Source organism: Streptomyces sp. NPDC091416 (assembly GCF_044756845.1).
Classification (GTDB): Bacteria; Actinomycetota; Actinomycetes; order Streptomycetales; family Streptomycetaceae; genus Streptomyces.
The window spans coordinates 485,952-506,207 of record NZ_JBIVTU010000004.1; the positions used below are offsets into that span (position 1 = coordinate 485,952).

At 70.9% G+C, this 20,256-nt stretch carries 17 protein-coding genes; 12 read left to right on the forward strand and 5 right to left on the reverse strand.

The genetic code is table 11. The features are described 5' to 3' along the window. Window position 1 precedes the first annotated feature (1 nt). From ACIQMX_RS15660 to ACIQMX_RS15695, 8 genes are all read left to right on the forward strand, one after another. Window positions 2–1,117 carry an MCE family protein gene (locus tag ACIQMX_RS15660; protein ID WP_363074289.1) on the forward strand — a complete coding sequence of 372 codons (1,116 nt, stop codon included), beginning with the start codon at window positions 2–4 and terminating at the stop codon, window positions 1,115–1,117. After that, on the forward strand, window positions 1,114–2,304 hold the full coding sequence (locus ACIQMX_RS15665) for an MCE family protein (RefSeq protein ID WP_402478244.1): 1,191 nt from the start codon (window positions 1,114–1,116) through the stop codon (window positions 2,302–2,304). Before ACIQMX_RS15660 ends, ACIQMX_RS15665 begins: the two co-directional genes overlap by 4 nt. Next, window positions 2,304–3,566 carry an MCE family protein gene (locus ACIQMX_RS15670; protein ID WP_402478247.1) on the forward strand — a complete coding sequence of 421 codons (1,263 nt, stop codon included), beginning with the start codon at window positions 2,304–2,306 and terminating at the stop codon, window positions 3,564–3,566. Before ACIQMX_RS15665 ends, ACIQMX_RS15670 begins: the two co-directional genes overlap by 1 nt. Then, window positions 3,563–4,084 (forward strand): hypothetical protein, encoded by a 522-nt coding sequence (locus ACIQMX_RS15675; protein ID WP_402478250.1) that lies wholly within the window; start codon window positions 3,563–3,565, stop codon window positions 4,082–4,084. The genes ACIQMX_RS15670 and ACIQMX_RS15675 overlap by 4 nt, the downstream gene beginning before the upstream one ends. Then, window positions 4,081–4,785 (forward strand): hypothetical protein, encoded by a 705-nt coding sequence (locus ACIQMX_RS15680; protein ID WP_402478252.1) that lies wholly within the window; start codon window positions 4,081–4,083, stop codon window positions 4,783–4,785. Before ACIQMX_RS15675 ends, ACIQMX_RS15680 begins: the two co-directional genes overlap by 4 nt. A 90-nt stretch (window positions 4,786–4,875) precedes the next feature. Continuing rightward, window positions 4,876–5,373 (forward strand): nuclear transport factor 2 family protein, encoded by a 498-nt coding sequence (locus ACIQMX_RS15685; RefSeq protein WP_363074441.1) that lies wholly within the window; start codon window positions 4,876–4,878, stop codon window positions 5,371–5,373. Between the two features lie 39 nt (window positions 5,374–5,412). After that, complete coding sequence (locus ACIQMX_RS15690; RefSeq protein WP_402478255.1) at window positions 5,413–6,186, forward strand: hypothetical protein; 774 nt, start codon at window positions 5,413–5,415, stop codon at window positions 6,184–6,186. Between the two features lie 21 nt (window positions 6,187–6,207). Continuing rightward, window positions 6,208–7,464, forward strand: coding sequence for a lytic murein transglycosylase (locus tag ACIQMX_RS15695; protein WP_402478258.1), 1,257 nt, complete (start codon window positions 6,208–6,210; stop codon window positions 7,462–7,464). Window positions 7,465–7,483: 19 nt separating this feature from the next. Here the strand turns inward: ACIQMX_RS15695 and ACIQMX_RS15700 are convergent, their stop codons facing one another. Then, window positions 7,484–8,548, reverse strand: a complete 1,065-nt coding sequence (locus ACIQMX_RS15700; RefSeq protein WP_402478261.1) for an ATP-dependent DNA ligase — start codon at window positions 8,546–8,548, stop codon at window positions 7,484–7,486. A 97-nt stretch (window positions 8,549–8,645) separates the two neighbouring features. Here ACIQMX_RS15700 and ligD point away from each other — a divergent pair, with 97 nt between their 5' ends. After that, window positions 8,646–9,656 carry a non-homologous end-joining DNA ligase gene (gene ligD / locus ACIQMX_RS15705; protein ID WP_363074442.1) on the forward strand — a complete coding sequence of 337 codons (1,011 nt, stop codon included), beginning with the start codon at window positions 8,646–8,648 and terminating at the stop codon, window positions 9,654–9,656. Continuing rightward, window positions 9,653–10,756 carry an ABC transporter permease gene (locus tag ACIQMX_RS15710; RefSeq protein ID WP_363074304.1) on the forward strand — a complete coding sequence of 368 codons (1,104 nt, stop codon included), beginning with the start codon at window positions 9,653–9,655 and terminating at the stop codon, window positions 10,754–10,756. The genes ligD and ACIQMX_RS15710 overlap by 4 nt, the downstream gene beginning before the upstream one ends. Before the next feature lie 15 nt (window positions 10,757–10,771). On the opposite strand, the gene ACIQMX_RS15715 is transcribed toward ACIQMX_RS15710, so the two are convergent. Next, complete coding sequence (locus ACIQMX_RS15715; RefSeq protein WP_402478490.1) at window positions 10,772–12,931, reverse strand: OmpL47-type beta-barrel domain-containing protein; 2,160 nt, start codon at window positions 12,929–12,931, stop codon at window positions 10,772–10,774. 74 nt (window positions 12,932–13,005) lie between these two features. After that, window positions 13,006–15,498, reverse strand: a complete 2,493-nt coding sequence (locus tag ACIQMX_RS15720) for a ThuA domain-containing protein (protein ID WP_402478264.1) — start codon at window positions 15,496–15,498, stop codon at window positions 13,006–13,008. Window positions 15,499–15,697: 199 nt separating this feature from the next. On the opposite strand from ACIQMX_RS15720, the gene ACIQMX_RS15725 reads away from it, so the two are divergent. Then, window positions 15,698–16,711, forward strand: coding sequence for a multicopper oxidase domain-containing protein (locus ACIQMX_RS15725; protein ID WP_363074310.1), 1,014 nt, complete (start codon window positions 15,698–15,700; stop codon window positions 16,709–16,711). Between the two features lie 73 nt (window positions 16,712–16,784). Here ACIQMX_RS15725 and ACIQMX_RS15730 read toward each other — a convergent pair whose 3' ends face one another. After that, complete coding sequence (locus tag ACIQMX_RS15730; protein ID WP_402478268.1) at window positions 16,785–18,977, reverse strand: DEAD/DEAH box helicase; 2,193 nt, start codon at window positions 18,975–18,977, stop codon at window positions 16,785–16,787. Window positions 18,978–19,079: 102 nt separating this feature from the next. Next, window positions 19,080–19,862, reverse strand: coding sequence for an IclR family transcriptional regulator (locus ACIQMX_RS15735; RefSeq protein ID WP_402478271.1), 783 nt, complete (start codon window positions 19,860–19,862; stop codon window positions 19,080–19,082). A 192-nt stretch (window positions 19,863–20,054) separates the two neighbouring features. Between ACIQMX_RS15735 and ACIQMX_RS15740 the strand changes: the two genes are divergently transcribed. Then, window positions 20,055–20,165 (forward strand): putative leader peptide, encoded by a 111-nt coding sequence (locus ACIQMX_RS15740; RefSeq protein WP_363074316.1) that lies wholly within the window; start codon window positions 20,055–20,057, stop codon window positions 20,163–20,165. Window positions 20,166–20,256 lie beyond the last annotated feature (91 nt).

Below are 20,256 nucleotides of genomic sequence, written 5' to 3' on the forward strand. Positions count from 1 at the left end.
GATGAGACTCACCCGCATCATCGGCATCGGGGCCGGCCTCGCGGTCGTGGCCGTCGCGGCCACCACCGGTGTGATGGCCATGGAGGAAGAGGGCACGACGACCGTCACCGCGTACTTCGACCGGGCGACCGGCATCTACGCCGGATCCGACCTGCGGATCCTCGGTGTCCAGGTCGGCACCGTCGAGTCGGTCGAACCACGAGGAAAGGACGTCAAGGTCGTCCTGCGGGTCGACAAGGGCATCCAGGTCCCCGAGGACGTGCACGCCGTCGTCGTCGCCCCCAGCCTCGTCGCCGACCGGTACGTACAGCTCGCCCCCGCGTACACCGGGGGAGCGGTCCTCGCCGACGGAGCCGAACTGCCCGCCGGGAAGAACGCCACACCGGTCGAGGTGGACCAGCTCTACGAGTCCATCACCGAGATCTCCGCCGCGCTCGGCCCGGACGGGGCGAACGCGGAGGGGGCTTTCGCCGGGCTGCTGGACACCGGCGCCAAGAACCTCAAGGGCAACGGCAAGGACATCGGCGACTCCATCGAGCAGTTCGGCAAGGCGACGAAGACCCTCGACAGGAGCAGCGGGAACCTCTTCGACACGCTGTCCTACCTCCAGACGTTCACCACCATGCTGAAGGACAACGACAGCAACGTGCGGACGGCCGAGGACCAGCTGAACTCCGTCACCGGCTTCCTGGCGGACGACAAGAAGAACCTCGGGGCCGCGCTCAAGGAACTCGGCACCGCCCTCGGCCAGGTCAAGACGTTCATCAAGGACAACCGGGGCGCGCTCAAGGAGAACGTCGACGCCCTGATGCCGATCACGCAGACGCTCGTCGACCAGCGGGCCTCACTGGCCGAATCGCTCGACACGCTGCCGCTGTCGGCGGGCAACGTCCTGAACGCGTACGACCCGGCCCACCGCACACTCAACGGCCGGACCAACCTCAACGAGCTCAGCATGGGCGGTCCGCTGCTGGCCGCGTCCAGCGCCCTCGAAGGGCTTTCGCCGGTCGACGCGGAACAGCAGCAGGCGCTGCCCTCGCTGCCTCTGCCGGCCGTGGGCACCGTCTACGGCACGACGCGGGACAGCAGGAACGACAAGAAGGGGGCGAACCAGTGAGCCGGACCCTGCGCAGACCCGGCGCCCTCGCGACCACGGGCGCATCCACCCTGATCGCGTTCGGCCTCTGCTGCACGCTCCTCGTCACCGGATGCGGCGCCCCGGGCTTCTCGGGCATCGAGGACGTGCCGCTGCCCGGCGGCGCGGACCTCGGCGACCATCCGTACGAGATCACGGCGGACTTCGGGGACGTACTCAGCCTCGCCCCGCAGTCCTCGGTGAAGGTCAACGACGTCGCCGTCGGCCGCGTCACCAAGATCTCCCTGGCCCCGGACACCTGGCAGGCCCGGGTCACGATGAAGGTCAACGGGAAGATCAGACTGCCCGCCAACGCCTACGCGCACCTGGAGCAGTCGAGCCTGCTGGGCGAGAAGTACATCCAGCTCTCGCCCCCCGCGAGCGGCAACGCCGTGGGAACCCTCGCCTCGGGCGACCGGATACCGCTCACCCGGACCAACCGGAACCCGGAGGTCGAGGAGGTCTTCGGCGCCCTGTCGATGCTCCTCAACGGAGGCGGCATCAACCAGCTGAAGACCATCACCACCGAACTCAACAAGGCGCTCACCGGTCAGGAACCGCAGGTCCGGTCCATGCTCCGCAGGGTCGACACACTCGTCACCAACCTCGACAACCACCGCGGCGACATCACAGCGGCGCTCGACGGCGTCAACCGGCTCTCCACCACGCTCGCCACCCGCAAGCAGGACGTCGGAAAGGTCCTCACCGGACTCAGCCCCGGGATGAAGGTCCTGGAGAAGCAGCGCGGCTCGCTCCTGACGATGCTGCGGTCCCTGGACACGCTCTCCACCGTCGCCGTCACCACCATCAACAAGAGCAAGGCGGACACGATCGCCGACCTGAAGGCCATCGCCCCCACCCTCAGGGCCCTGGCCGACTCCGGCGACGACCTGCCCGACTCGCTCCAGGTGCTGCTCACCTACCCGTTCACGGACGAGGTGCTGCGCGGCGTGAAGGGCGACTACCTCAACGTGTATCTGGACATGACGGCCGCACCCGGCACACAGATCATTCCGGCGTTGCAACCGGAGGAGGCGCAGCCCCCGGCCGGGGCGAAGGCGGTCGCCGGTGCCGGACTGCCGCTGCCGCTGCCCGCGACCTCGGCGCCCGCGACCTCTGCCCCTGCGAATCCGGCCAACGAGACTCCGGCCAGCGAGGGGAGCAGCTGATGATCACTCTCGCCATCCGGCTGAAGAACATCGCCTTCCTGATCATCGCGGTGCTGGTGCTCGGCCATCTGGGCGTGCGGTACGCCGACCTCGGCCATTACGTCGGCATGCGCGACTACTACACCGTGAAGATGCAACTCCCGCGCACCGGAGGCCTGTTCACCCACTCCAACGTCACCTACCGCGGCGTGTCCGTGGGTCGCGTCGGCCCCATCGAGCTCACCGACGACGGCGTGGAGGCCGAACTGCGCATCAAGAAGTCCGCGCCCTCCATCCCCGACGACCTGCAAGCCGTCGTGGCCAGCCTCTCCGCGGTCGGTGAGCAGTACGTCGACCTGCGGCCGACCCGTACCGAGGGCCCCTACCTCGCCAACGGCTCGGTCATCGACCAGGCCGAGACCACCGTCCCGGCGCCGGTCACCAATGTCCTCACCAGCGTCAACGACCTGGCCTCCTCGGTCGACCTGGAGTCGCTGCGCACCGTGGTCGACGAGTTCGGCACCGCGTTCTCCGGACGCGGCGACGACCTCCAGGTCCTCCTGGACACCGGCAGCGAATTCGTCGAGGCGGCCGACGAGGCACTGCCTGTCAACACCAAGCTGATGGCCGACGGCGAGACCGTACTGCGCACCCAGGCCGAACAGGGCGAGGCGCTCAAGGGCTTCGCCTCCGGCGCGAAGGAACTGGCCGCCCAGCTGAAGGGCTCGGACACCGACCTGCGCAGACTGATCGCCGCCGCACCCGACGCGACCGGACAGATCAGCGGGCTGCTGCGCGACCTCGACCCGAACTTCGGAGTCGTCGTCGCCAACCTCCTCACCACCTCGGACGTCGCCGTCACCCGCCAGCGCGGCCTGGAGGAACTCCTGGTGAAGCTCCCGGCCGTCGCGGCCGCCGGTGCCAGCGCGGTCGACGGGGACGGCGCCCGGTTCGGCATGTCGGTCACCTTCTTCGAACCCCTGCCGTGCACCGCCGGCTACGGCGCCACGAAGTACCGCAACGGGCTCGATCTCGCACCCGCGCCCGCGCTCAACGCCAAGGCCCGGTGCACTTCGTCGCCCGGCACCGGGATCAACGTCCGCGGCGCCGCGAACGCCCCGAAGGGCGGCGCCCTGCCCGCACCCGCGAAGCCCGGCACGCTGCTCCTCGGTGACGGCACGGGCGACCGGCTGCCCGGAGTGCTCGGCGTGGTGGCGGACGACGCCCCCGCAGCCGACGGAATGGCCGGACTGCTGGGCCTGGGACGGGAGGGCGGCGCATGACCTCCCGTACCCGCACATTCAGCGGCTGGGCCGTGCTGCTCGTCGCCGCGCTGGTCTGCGGCCTCGGTGGCTGGTCGTACGCGCAGGCGCGGGGCGACGACGACCTGGCGTACGCCAAGAGCCGGGACGCCGCGCTGGCCGACGGCAGGGTGGACCTGGCCCGGCTCAACAGCCTCGACGGCAAGGACGGCGCGAGCGTCGACGCCGGTCTCGCCGCCTGGCTGGACGCGTCCACCGGCCCGCTGCACGACCAGCTCAAGCGCACCCGCGAGAAGGACGCCGCCGAGCTGAGGAAGTCCGGCACCACGGCGCGCGGAAAGGTCACCGACGCGGCGCTCACCGAAGTCGACGAACGGACGGGCACCGCTTTGATGATCGCCACCGTCGACGTCGCGGTCACCCCGCGTACCGGAAGGGCCGGCACCGAGCGCAAACGCTTCGAGGCCACGCTCGTCCGGACCGGGAACGGCTGGAAGATCAAGGCGCTCACGGCGCTCGGCACAGGAGGCGGCGCATGAAGCCGGGCAGCGGGAGCACGACGGACGTCGTGACCGACGAGACGGACGTCGAGGCCGACGGGGAAGCCGTCGTGCCCGGACCCGCTGCGGGCGCGAGCGAGACCGGCACCGGCACGGACACCGATGCCGGTTCAGGTGCGGGTGCGGATGCGGGCTCGGGTTCGGGTTCCTCCGGGGGTGACCCGACGGGAACCGGGTCCGGCCGGCGGTGGCCCCGCGTGCTGGCCGGAGTGCTCGTCGTCGTCCTGCTCGCCGCCGGTGGTGCGCTCTACGTCGCGGGCCGGCAGCTCCGCGACACCCCCGCGGGCTCCAACAAGGCGCTGACGGACAGCGCGAGGACCACGCAGGTCGCCGGAGACGTCACCAACGCCCTCGGCAAGGTCTTCTCCTACGGACCCGGCGACACCGCCGCGACCAAGGCGTCCGCGCAGCAACTGCTGGCGGGCAAGGCCCTCCAGCAGTACGCGGCGCTCTTCGGCCAGGTCGAGAAACAGGCCGCCGACCAGAAGCTGACCCTCACCACCCATGTCGTACGGGCCGGGGTGACCCGGCTGACCGACGACAGCGCGCACCTCCTGGTCTTCATGGACCAGGTGTACGAGCGCCAGGGCAAGGCGCCGAGCACCGCGGCGGCGCAGCTCTCCGTCACGGCGCAACTCCGGGAAGGCCGGTGGACGATCGTGGAGATCGACGCCCGCTAGCGCACCCGCCCGCACGACCGCACGACACGGCAACAGGCACGGCAGGGAGAGGCAGCGATGGCACGGGTACGGATGACGAGGAACCCGCTGGTGGCGGCAGCGATCGTGCTGACCGTCGCAGCGGCCGGCGCCGCGGGCTGGGGCGGAGTGGCCCGGTACCAGGCGGCGCACGACGACTCGGCGGCGTACGCCCAGGTCCGCGACGACGCGCTGGCCGCCGGTGAGCAGGCCGTGCAGAACATGAACACGCTCGATCACGAGCAGCTCGCCAAGGGGCTCGACAGCTGGGAGGACTCCACCACCGGGGACCTGCACCAGCAACTCGTCGACGGACGGGACGGGTTCGTGAAGCAGATCCAGGAGGCGAAGACCGTCAGCACGGCCAAGGTGCTGTCCGGTGCGGTCACCGAGCTCGACGACCGGGCCGGCAAGGCGGGCGTGATGGTGGCGCTTCGGGTGACCGTGACCGCGCCCCAGGGCAAGCCGGCGGTCAAGGAGAGCCGGATGCTGGGCCAGCTCACGCGCACCCCCGAAGGGTGGAAGCTCAGCGCCCTCGGCCAGGCACCCGTCGGCAACACCGCCGGCTGACGCCACCGACTCCCACCCCGCACCGAGAGGACCCCGGACATGTCGACGACCCGTCACCTCGTCAACCGGCAGCGCCGCCTGGCCACCGTCGCCGCCGAACGCACCGCCACGCCCACGACCGCACGCAAGCCCGTCGACCCCGAGACGCCCGCGGGGCAATCACCGGACGAACCGGAGCAGCAGGAGTCGGAGGCGGACGAGGAGAAGAAGGAGCAGAAGCCGGAGGCGGACGAGGAGACGAAGGAGCAGGAGGAGGAGAAGGATCCGGCCTCCGGCCGGCCGCCCCGTCCCCGCGACCGTCTCCGCATCACCCTGCCCGCCGTGCTCTGCGCCCTCACCGTCCTCCTCGGCGCCTTCGCGGCCTGGGCGTTCACCTCGGCCGCCGCCCTGAACGACGAACCGAGCCGGCAGAACACCGCGCTCACCGACATCGCCCGCACCAGCGAGGTGAAGGGGCAGGTCACCGAGGCAGTCGGCGCGGTGTTCTCGTACAACTACGCCTCGCCCGCCAAGGCCGACGCCGCGGTGAAGAAGTACCTGACGGGCAAGGCCGTTCAGCAGCACGAGGACATGCTCGCCGAGGTACGGGCGCAGGCGCCGAAGCAGAAGCTCGTGCTCACCACGACCGTCACCGAGAGCGGGGTGGAGCTGCTCGACGGCGACCGCGCCCGGCTGATCATCTTCGCCGACCAGAGCAACACCCGTACGGGCAAGTCGCAGGAGACCACCTACGCCGCGGCCATGTTCACCGTGGACGCTGTGCGCCGGGGCGGCAGCTGGCGGATATCGGCCATCGATACGTTCACCCGGTGATCCGGGGAGAGGAGAGCACGCATGAGGTTCAACGGCACCATGCGCCGCGGAATCGGCGGCACCGCAGCCGCCGTCGCCGCGATGGCAGCGCTCACCGCGTCCCAGGCACCGGGGCTCGTCGCGCACGACGAGGCGCAGCGGCAGAACACGGAGACGGACGAGGTCACGTGGTCGCAGGTGACCAACGACGACTCCTACCACACCGAACTCCCGCCCCTGAAGAGCCCCGAGCCGCCCGAGCCCGGCGTCAAGCAGAGCAAGGCCGCCGTCCAGTCCTGGGCCGAGGCGGGAATCCCTTCCACGGTGCTCGCCGCGTACCGCAAGGCGGAGAGCTCGCTGAGGAGCAGTGACCCGGGCTGCCGGCTGCCGTGGCAGTTACTGGCGGCGATCGGCAAGGTCGAGTCCGGGCACGCGGCCGGCGGACGGGTCGACCGCCACGGCACGACGCTCTCCCCGATCCTGGGACCGGTGCTCAACGGCGCCGGGTTCGCGAACATCCCCGACACGGACGGCGGCGCGTACGACGGGGACAGGACCTACGACCGGGCGGTCGGCCCGATGCAGTTCATCCCGTCGACCTGGGCGAACTGGGCGAAGGACGGCAACGGCGACGGACGCAGGGACCCGGGCAACATCTACGACGCTTCCCTGGCCGCCGGAGCCTATCTCTGCGCCGGAACCCGCGATCTGGCGGTGCGCGCCGACCTGGACCGGGCGATCCTCAGCTACAACCACTCGGACACCTATCTGCGCACCGTGCTCCTGTGGCTGTCGTTCTACCGCAACGGCGTCCACGTGGTGCCCGACGGCCAGGGAACGGTGCCCAGGAGCCCCGGCGCCGGCAGCCCGAACGAGGCCAGGCGTCCCGTCGGCGGGCCGGGCGGGGGCGGCGACGGCGACAGTGGTGGCGGCATCGAGATCGGCCCACAGCCCAGCCACTCCACGCGCCCCACCGCGCCGGGCACCGTCGGCCCGGGCACGAGCCCGTCGCCGGGCGACACGGGCTCCCCGGACCCCGGCGGTTCCCCGGATCCGGGCACCACGCCCGACCCCACCGACACCGGATCCCCCGACCCCGGCCCGACGACGACTCCCGACCCGGGCGCCACGCCCGACCCCGGCACCACGCCGCCCGACCCCGGCGAGCCCGGCTGCCCGACGGACCCGGCGTCCCCGGACCCGACGGAGACGACGGACCCCACACAGACGCCCGAGCCCGATCCGACGGACACCGAGGAGCCGTGCTCCACGGCATCGGTGCCACCGACCGCGGACTGAGCACCGGCGTGCGGTGGCCTCAGCCGCCCGCCGACAGCACCTCGGCCAGGTCGTACCGCACCACCTCTTCCAGCTGCGCGTAGGTGCAGCTGTCGGGGGTGCGGTCCGGCCGCCACCGGCGGAACTGGGTCGTGTGCCGGAACCGGTCGCCCTCCATGTGGTCGTACGCCACCTCGCAGACCCGCTCCGGACGCAGCGCCACCCAGGACATGTCCTTCTTCCCCGACCAGCGGCTCGGGGCGCCGGGCATCCGGGAGCCCGCGTGCGCCTCGGCGTCCGCCCACGAACCCCACGGATGCCCTGCGACATCGGTCACCAGGGGCTCCAGCTCGGTGACCAGCTCGGCGCGGCGCTTCATCGGGAAGGCCGCGCAGACGCCCACGTGCTGCAGAGTGCCCTGGTCGTCGTGGAGCCCGAGCAGCAGTGAGCCGACGACCGGGCCGCTCTTGTGGAAGCGGTACCCCGCCACCACGCAGTCCGCGGTGCGCTCGTGCTTGATCTTGTACATGGCGCGGGTGTCCGGCCGGTACGGCAGATCGAGCGGCTTGGCGACGACCCCGTCCAGGCCCGCGCCCTCGTACTGCTCGAACCACTCCTGCGCCACGGCCGGATCGGTGGTCGACGGAGCGAGATGGACCGGTGGTGAGGCATCGGCGAGCGCGGCCTCCAGCACCGTCCGCCGGTCCGACTGCAGGGTGCCCAGGAGCGAGTCGTCGCCCAGCGCGAGGAGATCGAAGACGACCAGGCTCGCCGGGGTCTGCCCGGCCAGCAGCCGTACCCGGGAGTCGGCGGGGTGGATGCGCTCGCTCAGCCGGTCGAAGTCCAGCCGGCCGTCGTACGCCACCACGATCTCGCCGTCGACGACACAGCGCGGCGGAAGATTCTCCCGGACCGCGGCGACCACTTCGGGGAAGTAGCGGGTCAGAGGCTTGCCGGTACGGCTGCCGATCACCACCTCGTCGCCGTCCCGGTGCACGATCGCCCGGAAGCCGTCCCACTTCGCCTCGTAGCTCATGCCGGGCGGGATCCGCTTCACGGACTTCGCGAGCATCGGCTTCACGGGCGGCATCACCGGCAGGTCCATGTCCCGATTCTGAACCGTGTGGCGACCGGAGTCTTCCGATATGCGGCATATGTGTGCCCCGCCTACCGTGGCCGACATGGCAGCAGCGGGCAAAGCGGTGGAGCTGGAAGCGGCGGGACGGGCCGTACGGCTGTCCAATCCGGACAAGATCTACTTCCCGGAGAAGGGCTACACGAAGCGGGACGTGGCCGAGTACTTCCTGGCCGTGGGACCCGGGATCCTGCGTGCCCTGCGCAACCGGCCCACCACGCTCCAGCGCTTCGTGGACGGGGTCGAGGGCGAGTTCTTCTACCAGAAGCGCGCCCCGAAGAACCTTCCCGAATGGATCCCCACGACCGAGATCTCCTTTCCCAGCGGCCGGTCCGCCCGCGAGATGTGCCCCACCGAGATCGCCGCCGTCGTCTGGGCCGCCAACCTGGGGACGCTCACCTTCCATCCCTGGCCGGTCCGCGGCGGAGACACCGACCACCCCGACGAGCTGCGCATCGACCTGGACCCGCAGCCCGGCACCGACTACTCCGACGCCGTCCGGGCCGCCCACGAGCTGCGTGCGGTCCTGGACGAGCACGGACTTCGCGGCTGGCCCAAGACGTCCGGCGGCCGGGGCATCCACGTCTTCGTGCCCATCGAGGCCCGCTGGACGTTCACCGAGGTCCGGCGGGCGGCCATCGCGGTGGGACGCGAGCTGGAGAGCCGGATGCCCGACCGGGTGACGACCGCCTGGTGGAAGGAGGAGCGCGGGGAGCGGATCTTCGTCGACTACAACCAGACGGCCAGGGACCGCACGATCGCCTCCGCCTACTCGGTACGCCCCCGCCCGCACGCCCCGGTCTCCGCGCCGCTGCGCTGGGACGAGATCGACGACGCCGAGCCGCGCGACTTCGACATCCGGACCATGCCCGTGCGCTACGCGGAACTGGGCGACGTGCACGAGGACATGGACCAGGAGGCCTTCCGGCTCGACTCGCTGCTGGAGCTCGCCGACCGCCACGAGAGCGACGGCGGCCCGGGCGACCTGCCCTACCCGCCGGAGTACCCGAAGATGCCGGGCGAACCGAAACGCGTGCAGCCCAGCCGCGCCCGCCACGACGAGGGCAGTGGCGCATGAGCACATCCGGCCAGGAGCCCGAGGCGCGGCCCGAGGGACCTCACGGGGCGCCCCACGGGGCGCACGGCAGGCCGCTGACCAGGGGCGAGAAGTGGGCGGCGTTCAAGGAGTCGCCCTACTTCCCGGCGACGGTCCTGCTGTTCATCCTCGCCGCGGCCGCGGGGCTCTTCGCCGGCTCGTACACGTATGCGATGGCCAATCCGACCCCCCACCGGATTCCGGCCGCCGTGGTCAGCCAGCCGGACACGGCCCGCGGCAAGGAGTTCGTCGCCGCGATGGACCAGGCCCTCGACGCCTCGCTCGTCATCCACGTCTACCGGACGCCGGCCGCGGCGCGTGAGGCGCTGGAGGAGCAGGAGGTCTTCACGATCGTGCGCTCGGGCAGCCGCGGGGTGGAGCTCGACGTGGCGAGCGCCTCCGGCGCCGCCGTCGCCCAGCTGCTCGCCGAATCCGCTGTGAAGGTGGGGGACCGGCTGGGTATCCCGGTCGCCGTCGTGGACGTCAAGCCGCTCCAGAAGGGCGACCCCCGAGGGCTCGCGCTCTTCTACATCTCGCTCGCCGCCGTGATCGTGGGCTTCGTCGGCTCCATCCAGCTGAGCGTGCACGCCAGGAGCCTGATCCCCCTGGAGCGGATCGCGTTCACCGTCGCCTACTCGCTGCTGGGCGCCTTCGCCATCGCGGCGGTGGTGGACTGGCTGCTGGGCGCCGTCGATCTGCCCTTCGCCGAGTCCTGGCTGATCCTGGCGTTCACGATGTTCACCTCGGGCATGGTCTTCACCATGTTCAACACCCTGATGGGGCGCTGGGCCATGCTCCCGACCTGGGGCGTGATGGTACTGCTGGGCAACCCGTCCTCCGGCGGGGCCGTGTCCTGGCCGCTGCTGCCCTCCCTGCTCGGGCACATCGGACGCTGGCTGCCGCCGGGCGCCTCCGTCAACGCGCAGCACACCGCCGTCTACTACCAGGGCCACCAGAAGCTCTTTCCCTTCCTGGTGCTCGCGGTCTGGTGCCTGGTCTCCATCACGGTTTTCTGGGTGTGGCGCCACCGGCACCCCGGAGGCCGCGACCGCATGCCCGAGCATGCGGCCGCGGCCACCTGATGCCGAACGGTACGGCTACAGCTCCTTGATCCGGATGTCCCGGTAGGAGATCACGTCCGAGGTGCTGTGGACCTGGAGCCCGATGTAACCGGAGGCGTACCGCCGGCCGTCGGTACCCGGGTCGTCACCCCGGGGCGGCTCGAAGAGCTGGCCGCCGGTGTTGTCGAACTCGTTGAGCAGGACACCGTTGCGGTAGATCGAGTAGTGCTGGTCCACCACCCGGATCTCGTAGTCGTTCCAGGTCCCCTTGGGCGTGACCCCGGCACCCGCGAGACCCACCCGGTCGAACCCGTACACGGAACCCGTCTTGTACATGTCGCCGTCCGGCCGGTCGTTGACCTGGATCTCATGGCCGTACTTGATGGCGACCCACTCCGGATTCGGCTCCTCCGGATTGTCGTGGACGTTCGGGAAGCGTACGAACACGCCGCCGTTGGCGTTGCCCGTGCCGGGGGCGTCGTCCCGCCACTGGAGCTTCAGCGAGAAGTCCCCGTACTGGCGGCCCGGGAACCACAGCATGCCCATGCCGTCCACCGTGGTGGAACTGGTGATCGCGCTGTCCGCCTCGTTGAGCGCGAACTGCCCGCCACCCACCTGCTGCCACTTGGCGAGCGAGGCGGCCGTGCCGTCGAAGAGCTTGGTGTAGCCCTCGTCCTGGCCCGGCTTGCCGATGCCGGACTGCTTGGCCGCCCGGTAGATCTTCTTGTGCTCGCGGGCGTCGATCACCCCGGCGGCGAGCAGCTTGTCGAGGACCTTGTCGACGTGCTTGAGGAACAGCGCGTGCGACGACCAGTCCTTCTCGTCCTCGATCAGCTCGTTGATGGTGCAGCGGTTCCCGGTGATGCGGTTGGGGACCCCGGTGTCGACGGTGCCCACGATGACGGTGAGCCGCTCGTCGAACTCCGGGCAGTTGGGCGCCGGTACGCCGCCGCTCCGGGCGACGGTGAACGACACCTGCCGCGCCTCGGACGTGTTGCCCGCCTTGTCCGTGGCCCGATGGGCGACCGTGTGGTAGCCGATCCGGTCGACGATGACGGTGGCCGTGTACGCGAGGTACGGGCCGCCGTCCAGCGAGTACTCGATCTTGTCCACCCCGCTGCCGGCGTCGGTCGCGGTGACCGTCACCTTGGCACTGGTGAGGTAGGCGCCGTCCGAGTTCTTGTCGCCCTCGGCCTTCGCGGACGTCTCGGGTGCCGTCGTGTCCTCGGTCGGCGGCTCGACGACGGTGAAGTCCACCGCCTTCTCCGCGGCCGCGTTGCCCGCCCTGTCGGTGGCGCGGTAGCGGACCTTCTGCGCCCCCACCGCGTGGACCATCACGGGACCGGCGTACGCCTGCCAGGCACCGTCCGCCCCGACCGCGTACTCGATGGTGTTGACGCCCGAACCCGTGTCGGACGCGGTGACGGTGACGGTCGCCATGCCCAGGTACCGGCCCTGGTCGTCCTTCTCCCCGGACACGGTCGCCGAGGTCTCGGGTGCCGTCGTGTCGTCCGTCGGCGGAGCGGCGACCGCGAACTCGGCCGTCTTCTCCGCGGCCGCGTTGCCCGCCTTGTCGGTGGCGCGGTACCGGATGGCGTGCGAGCCGACCTCGTTCACGACGACCGGCACGGTGTACGGCTGCCAGGCGCCGTCCGCCCCGACCGCGTACTCGACGGTGTCGACGCCCGAACCCTCGTCGGTGGCGGCGAGGGTGACGGTGGCCTGGCCGATGTACGCGCCGTCGGCGTTCTTGTCGCCGTCGACCTTCGCCGAGGTCTCGGGCGCGGTGGTGTCCTCACCGCCGCCCCCTTCGGTCACGGTCAGGATGCCCTGCATCGCCTCGTGCCCCGGCATCGTGCAGTGGTAGAAGTACCGGCCGGGGGAGAGGGTGACCTCCGCCGTCTGCTTGCCGCCCTGGTCGTCGCCCGGGTTGGCCAGCAGGTTCAGCGGGACGTCGTTGTTGAACTCCGGGTCCGACACGCTGAAGGTCAGCGTGTGCGGCATACCCGTGGTGTTGCCGGTCGCCTCACTGTTCTCGAAGACGATGGTCGCCTTGCCGGCCACCGCCGTCTTCGGTGCCGAGAGGTAGTGGTCGATGGGGTTGCCCGCCGTCCAGGTCAGCACCTGGTCGGCCGCCGCGTCCGCCGGCGCCGCCGTACGGCCGTACGCCGCCGTCGACGTCAGCCCCAGCACCATCAGGAACGACCCCAGCAGCGCGAGCCACAGCCTCGCGGGCCTCAGCCGCCTTCGGGAGAAGATCGAACGGTGGCTCACTGCACTGCCGCCTTCCTGGCCAGGTCCTTGACGGCCGGGGTCGCTCCGCCGCCCTTGTACGTCACACGCCACAGCGCGGACTTGGAGTCGGAGGTGAAGAAGCCGCGCCCGTAGTCCAGGACGTACAGCGAACCGTCCGGGGCGAACTTCCAGTCCATCAGATTGCGGATGCCGTCCGAGCCCACCGGGATGATCTTCTTGAGCGACTCGGCGTGCGTGGGCAGACCGCCCTTGCCGACCGTCCTCGGGTCGGTGAGCACGGCGTGCCGCGGCTGGGTGTCGTCGTAGAAGTCACCGACGAACCACTTGCCGTCCCAGTACGACGGCCACTTGTCGGCGCTGGTGCTCGCCGCGTCGTACCGGTAGACCGGGCCGTTCATGGTGGCCTGGCCGCCGCCCTTGAGCCAGGGCAGGAGTTCCTTCTGGTCCTCGACCTTGTAGCTCGGGATGCCGTTGGCGTCGCGGGGGTAGTCCACGCCACCGCCCTGGGGCGAGTACCAGATGGTGTTGGAGGTGACCGGCGGCAGCTTCACGAGACCGTCGTTGTTCGGCGACTCGTTCCTGGGGTGGTCGCAGTCGTACCAGCCGAGCGGCTTGGTGGGATCGGGCAGATTGCGGTCCCGGTAGGGCTGCTTGTTGCCCATGCAGTACGGCCAGCCGTGGTTGCCCGCCTGGGTGATCGCGGCGAACGTGTCGTACTTGGCCGGACCCCAGGTGGTGCTCGGGGCGCCCGCGTCGGGACCGACCCAGCCCGCGTACAGCGTGTCGGTCGACTTGTCGACCGAGATCCGGGCCGGGTTGCGCACGCCCATCACATAGATCTCGCCGCGGGTCTTGCCGCCGCCCTCGTCCGGCTCCTTGCCCGTGAAGAGGTTGCCGGCCGGCAGCGTGTACGTGCCGTCGTCCTCGGGGTGGATCCGCAGGATCTTCCCGTTGAGGTTGTTCGTGTTGCCCGCGGTCCGGCGGGCGTCGGCGAACGAGACGCCCTTGTAGTTGGGCTGCGGGTTGTTGCCCGAGTAACCGTCGCTGAAACCGGAGGAGTTGTTGTCACCGGTCGCGATGTACAGGTTGCCCTTGGAGTCCCACGCCATGCCGCCGCCGGCGTGGCAGCAGCTGTGGACCTGGACCGGCCACTGGAGCAGCACCTTCTCGGAGGACAGATCCAGCTTGTCCGTGGTCAGGTCGAGGGTGAAACGGGAGACCTGGCGGACCGCCATCTGCTTGTCGCGGTCGAGCTTGTCGTGGGGCGTGTAGTGCAGATACACCCAGCCGTTCTTCTCGAAGTCCGGGTCGAGCTCGATGCCGAGCAGACCCTCCTCGACCTTGACCGTCTCGTCGCCGCCGCCCTTGTTGCCGAAGACCGTCAGCTCACCGGCGAGAGTGACCTTCCTGGTCTTCGGGTCGTAGACGTGGATCTGGCCCAGACCCTTGCCGACGTTCGGGTCGGCCCAGTCGGTGACGATCGGGACGCTGCTGTCCGCGCCGCCCCGGCCGATGTACAGGACGCGCCCGTCGGGGGCGGTCACCAGGCCGTGCGGCTCGCCGATCTGGTCGTTCTTGCCGGGCTGGTTGGGCTGAGTGACCCGCTCCGCCGTGTAGTTGGAGGTGATCGTCGCCTTGCAGTCGGCCTGCGAGATCCGGGTCGTCCAGTCGAGCGCGCCGCGCAGGTGGTCGCGGAAGTCCGCCTCGGCGAAGCTGTCGACGGTGCCGCCCATGGCGGTGTAGAAGGACCGGCCGCCGTCGTAGTCGCGGCACCAGGAGACCGGGTGGTCCCAGCCGTTGGCGCTCGTGCCCGGCTTGTACGTGATCTCCCGGACCCGGGCCACGGTGTGGACGTCCCCGGACGGATTGTCCTTCCAGTTCAGCCACTTGTCCGGACGCTTCCACTCCAGCGGCAGGTTCTTCGTCGCCGGATGCTGCCGGTCGCCGATCTCCACCGTCGCACGCTGTACGGAGGTCGGGCTGCCGGCCGCCGGACGCGCTCCGACCAGTCCGGTGAACCAGTCCGAGTACGGCTCGGTGCGCGCCGCGTCATGGATGCCGAGGAAGCCTCCGCCGGCCTCCATGTACGCCTCGAGACCGGCCTCCTGCTCCGGGTCCAGCACATCGCCGCCACCCGTCAGGAAGACGACGGCGTTGTACTTCCCGAGCTGCTTGCCGTTGGTGAAGACGGAGGCGTCGTCGGTGGCCACCGTCCTGAATCTGCCCGCCTCCGGCCCGCTGAGCCCGATCTTCTCGATCGCCGCGATCCCGGCGTCGACCGTCGGGGACTCCTCGGTGGCGGAGGCGTGGAAGACGAGCACCTTGACGTTGGCGCCGCCCGGTGGCGACGGCAGGGACAACGTTGTCGCCATGGACTCCGGCGCGCCGGGATTCGTTCCGGCGCTGGCGGCGTTGCCGCCGAGCAGGGACGCGGTCAATGCGCCGGCCGCCACGGCCGCCGCAAGCCCGCGTCGTGATCCGGACCTGTGATGTGGTGTGCGCTGCATGTGGTCACCCACCCCTCTTTGGTCGCTGCAACAGCTTCGGTCACTGCAACAGCGCATGAAGCTAGACCTCTTTTCGCGACTCGCCAATAGCTATGGCAGCAATGACACCAACTTTGTCCTTAGTGTGGATAAACGAAGCTCCCCGGGCTACCGTGTGGCCCGATCTCCGCAACATCCATCCCACAGTGGGGAGTTCGACATGAACCGAAGGAGCTTCAACCGGCGGGTTCTGATGGGCGGTGGGGTGGCGGCTGCGACCGGGGTGACATCGTTGTCCCTCGGCGCGATCGAGGCCACCTCGGCGGAGAACCCACCCCGGACGGCGCCCGCCGGCGGCGTGGTCCGCCATCTCAAGCTGTACGCGGAGAAACTGGCGGACGGCCGGATGGGCTACGGGTTCGAGAAGGGCAAGGCGTCGGTCCCCGGACCGCTGATCGAGATCAACGAGGGCGACACCCTGCACATCGAGTTCGAGAACACCATGGACGTGGCGGCCAGCCTCCACGCGCACGGCGTCGACTACGACATCGCGAGCGACGGCACCCGGATGAACCGGAGCATCGTCGAACCGGGCGAGACCCGTACGTACACCTGGCGCACCCACGCCCCGGGCCGGCGCAAGGACGGCACCTGGCAGCCGGGCAGCGCGGGCTACTGGCACTACCACGACCACGTCGTCGGGACGGATCACGGCACGGGTGGCATCCGCAAGGGGCTGTACGGGCCGGTGATCGTCCGGCGCAAGGGCGACATCCTGCCCGACAAGACCATCACGATCGTCTTCAACGACATGACGATCAACAACCAGCCCGCCGACAAGAGCCCCGACTTCGAGGCCACGGTGGGGGACCGGCTCGAAGTCGTCATGATCACGCACGGCGAGTACTACCACACCTTCCACATCCACGGTCACCGCTGGGCGGACAACCGCACGGGCCTGCTCACCGGGCCCGACGACCCCAGCCGGGTCATCGACACGAAGATCGTCGGGCCTGCGGACTCCTTCGGCTTCCAGGTCATCGCGGGTGAGCACGTGGGCGCCGGGGCCTGGATGTACCACTGCCATGTGCAGAGCCACTCCGACATGGGCATGGCCGGAATGCTGCTGGTCGCCAAGGCGGACGGGACGGTGCCGGGGCACGACGGACACGCCATGCCGTCGGCGCCGGAGGCGAAAGCCTCGGCGAAGGAGTCGGCGCACGAAGGCCACTAGGCGCCGGCAGAGGATCACGGCCGGGGTCACGGCGCCCGGCCCCGCGAGCCCGGCATGATCCGGACAAGAGGCCCTAAGGGCTGTCCGCCGCCGCGGCGAGGCGCTGCTGTTCCTCCTCGACGATGCGGCGGGCCAGCGAACCGTCCGACACGTCCACGGCGTCCGGCGTCGTCTCGGCGACGTCGCTGCGCCGTGCGTACGCGTCGAACAACCGCTCCTTGCGGGCCAGGATGTCCAGCATCCGCTGGTCGACGCTGTCCGCCGCGAGGAGCCGGTGCACCTGGACCGTGCGTATCTGGCCCATCCGGTGCGCCCGGGCCACGGCCTGGTGCTCCATCGTTGGCTTGATCTGCGGTTCGCAGAGGATGACGACCGAGGCGGCCTGCATGTTCAGCCCGATCCCGCCCGCCTGGATCTGGCTGAGCAGCACCGCGTGACCGTCGGCCGCGGCGAAACCGTCGATCAGCCGCTGGCGCCGCGGGGCCGGCACGCTTCCGGACAGCGGGCCGAACACGCCTTCCCCGAGGGACTGGCGGACCGTGTCCAGCACCTCGCGGAAGTAGGAGAACACGACGACCTTCAGGCCGTTGTCCTCGGCTTCCGCGACGAGTTCGCGCAGCCGGTTCAGCTTCGCGGACGTGGCCGGGCACGCGTACGCGGCCCGGCGCATCCGCATGAAATGCCCGTCGGCCACCGCCTCGTGGTACGCCTGCTGATCGGCCTCGCTGAACTCCTCCCACTCGTCGACCTGCACGAGCGCGGGGAGTTCGGTGAGCACGTCCTGCTGGTTGCGGCGCAGATAGGCGGGGGCGACGGCCCGGCGGAAGGCGTGCGAGCCGGCGACGCCGTGCGTGGTGCTGACGGACGGCGCCAGTTCGGGCTGGAGATGGCGGACCAGACTGCGGAACTCCTCCACCCGGTTCTCCATGGGTGTGCCGGTGAGGAAGAGCACGTGCTCGGTCCCCTCCGACCAGCCGGACACGGCGCGGGCGCGGCGGGTGGCCGGATTCTTCACGTAGTGCGCCTCGTCGACGACGAGCATGCCGGGCCGCACCCCGCTCTCGCCCGCGCCGGGCAGCGTGTGCAGGGCGTCGAAGGTGGTCAGCGCGACCCCGCCGCTCTCGCGCCACTCGGCGAACGCCCCCTGCCGCTCCGGACCGTGCACCGGCAGCGGTCGCAGCGTGGAGCGGGCACGCACCTCCCGCGTCCAGTTGATCAGCACGCTCGCGGGGCACACCACCAGGAAGTGCGTCTCCCCGCGCGCCGCGAGATGGGCCAGCGCGGCGATGGCCTGGACGGTCTTGCCGAGCCCCATCTCATCCCCGAGGATCACCCGTTTCTGCGCGAGCGCGAAGCGCGCGCCGAAGGACTGGTAACCGCGCAGCGAGACCCGCAGCCGGGCGTCGTCCAGCCGCAGCCCGCGGACCCGGTCGGCGATCCCGGACGGCAGGAACCCTTCGGCCGCGTCCCGGTCGGGGCCCGTGCCCGACATCTCCGCCAGCAGGCTGTAGTACTCCGCTGACCGCAGCTCGAAGTCGACCCAGGCGGCGACATCGGACCCGGGATCCCGCAGCAGGTCCACCGACACCTGGGCGAAGAGCGGAGGAAGTCCGCGCTCCACCGCATCGGCGACGGCCGCCCGCACGGAGGCGACGGCTTCCAGCACCCCCGCCCGGGCCTCCCGCCGGGTGAAGACCATCCGCAACCGGCCCCGGGCCGGTCCGGCAGCGGCCAGCAGCGGCTCCAGACCGGTGGCCAGCCGCCGGGCCCCGTCCACGGCCCGCCGCACGTCCGGCCCGGCCTCGACCAGCCGGTACAACGCGGTGACCAGGGCCGTCGTGCCCGCGGCCGGGGCGTCCACGTCTATCCGCAGGGCGACCGTGTCCCGCACCGCGTGCGCGATCTGACCCGCGGCGGCCAGGGTCTGGTCCGCCGTCTGCGCACCGACGCCGGGAATCTGGCGGAGCTCGTACCGGCCTGCCCCGTACACCTGTTCCACCGTCGTGAACCCGGCCTGCTCGACCGCGCCGAGGCGCAGCCGGCCCTCGGTGACGTCCTTGAGCCGGGACACCGGGATGGCCGACAGCTCCTTGCGGACCAGGGCGTCGAGGAGCGGGTCCAGCGCGGTGCGCACGGCGCCGACCGCGCGGGTGTGATCCGCCAGGACACCGCGCGCCGCTTCGAGCAGCCCATCGGCCCGCGCCAGCAGTTCCCGGGCCGCCCGCCCGGTCGGCGCCCCGCCCTCCCTGGACCCGGCCTCAGTCATGTCGTACCTTCTGTCCCCGCCGCCTTGCCGCTGCGCCCGGCTTCCGCCCGGAGCGACTCATATCGTCCCATGCGCGACTGACGACGTGGCCCGCCGGACGGCTCAGGGCGCGGGCGGCCGACGCTCCGCCGGCGACAGCAGCAGCACCTCCAGCGCCCGTGCGCAGGAACGCGCCTGCGCCAGGAACCAGTCGCCGCGCTCGTCGGTGATCACGGACGGGGTGGCCCGTACCGCCAGGGCGAAACGGGCGTACCCGGCACCGTCCAGCACGGGCACCGCCAGGGTCCGCACCCCGTGGGCCGACTCGCCGTCGTTGACGGCGTAGGCGTCGGACCGCACCCGGGCCAGCTCCGCCTCCAGGGCCGCCGGTTCCACGATCGTCCGGTCGGTGAAGGCGGGCAGCGGCGGCAGCGAGGAGGGTCCGCCGTCGCCCGGCCTCGCCCAGGCCAGCAGCACCTTGCCCAGAGCCGTGGAGTGCAGCGGCCGGCGCAGCCCCACCTTGGGGGTCACCGAACCGCCCGCGACGATCACCGCGTGCGGCCCGCTGCGCAGCGCCAGGTCGGCGGTGGCGCCCGTGCGCTCGGCGAGATCGGCCAGCTCGGGGGCGGCCAGATGCAGACCGCGCTGGTGGTAGGAGAGCCGGCCCAGCTCGGTCACGGCGGGCCCCAGCCGGTAACGGGACGTCCTGGCGTCCTGCTCCAGGAACCCGGCACCCAGCAGGGTGCGCGCCAGCCGGTGAGCCGTGGAGACCGACAGCGCGAGACGGCGGGCCAGATCGGAGGCGCTCAGATCGGGGCCGTTGTCGTGGAAACAGTGCAGGACGTCCAGGGCGCGCTGTACCGCCTGCGCCCCACCGGGAGCGCGTACCGCTGCGGACTCGGTCATGGGGTTCACTCTCCGCTCGTGGGGATGCGGGGCCCGACCATGCCACATTACGGGAGCTGGCCCGGCCCCGAACCGGCTGGTGAAACATGCCGTTCATACCCAATCCCACATCATGGGAAGCGAGTTGTGTACGGGTGACACCCCGTGGCACGCTGCAGCCCTCACCACCGACGAGCCGAAGGGAGCAGTGCCGTGGCCGGCCGCCGATCCGCGCAACCCGACCGCACCGCTCCGGTCCTGCTCGCCCTCACGCTGCGCCGTCACATCGACCTGGCCCGCGTCTCCAGCGCCGCCTGTCGCTGACCCTCCCCGCACGCTTTCCCTCTTCACGCCTGACGCGTCCCACGGACGCCTCACGGGCCCCTGCCGCACGCGCCTCCCGGCTTCGGGACGC

Coding starts and splice junctions, on each gene's coding strand:
- ACIQMX_RS15660 (WP_363074289.1), top strand. CDS start 2: ATGAGACTCACCCGCATCATCGGCATCGGGGCCGGCCTCGCGGTCGTG.
- ACIQMX_RS15670 (WP_402478247.1), top strand. CDS start 2,304: ATGATCACTCTCGCCATCCGGCTGAAGAACATCGCCTTCCTGATCATC.
- ACIQMX_RS15675 (WP_402478250.1), top strand. CDS start 3,563: ATGACCTCCCGTACCCGCACATTCAGCGGCTGGGCCGTGCTGCTCGTC.
- ACIQMX_RS15680 (WP_402478252.1), top strand. CDS start 4,081: ATGAAGCCGGGCAGCGGGAGCACGACGGACGTCGTGACCGACGAGACG.
- ACIQMX_RS15690 (WP_402478255.1), top strand. CDS start 5,413: ATGTCGACGACCCGTCACCTCGTCAACCGGCAGCGCCGCCTGGCCACC.
- ACIQMX_RS15695 (WP_402478258.1), top strand. CDS start 6,208: ATGAGGTTCAACGGCACCATGCGCCGCGGAATCGGCGGCACCGCAGCC.
- ACIQMX_RS15700 (WP_402478261.1), bottom strand. CDS start 8,548: ATGGACCTGCCGGTGATGCCGCCCGTGAAGCCGATGCTCGCGAAGTCC.
- ACIQMX_RS15710 (WP_363074304.1), top strand. CDS start 9,653: ATGAGCACATCCGGCCAGGAGCCCGAGGCGCGGCCCGAGGGACCTCAC.
- ACIQMX_RS15715 (WP_402478490.1), bottom strand. CDS start 12,931: ATGGTGCTGGGGCTGACGTCGACGGCGGCGTACGGCCGTACGGCGGCG.
- ACIQMX_RS15720 (WP_402478264.1), bottom strand. CDS start 15,498: ATGCAGCGCACACCACATCACAGGTCCGGATCACGACGCGGGCTTGCG.
- ACIQMX_RS15725 (WP_363074310.1), top strand. CDS start 15,698: ATGAACCGAAGGAGCTTCAACCGGCGGGTTCTGATGGGCGGTGGGGTG.
- ACIQMX_RS15730 (WP_402478268.1), bottom strand. CDS start 18,977: ATGACTGAGGCCGGGTCCAGGGAGGGCGGGGCGCCGACCGGGCGGGCG.
- ACIQMX_RS15735 (WP_402478271.1), bottom strand. CDS start 19,862: ATGACCGAGTCCGCAGCGGTACGCGCTCCCGGTGGGGCGCAGGCGGTA.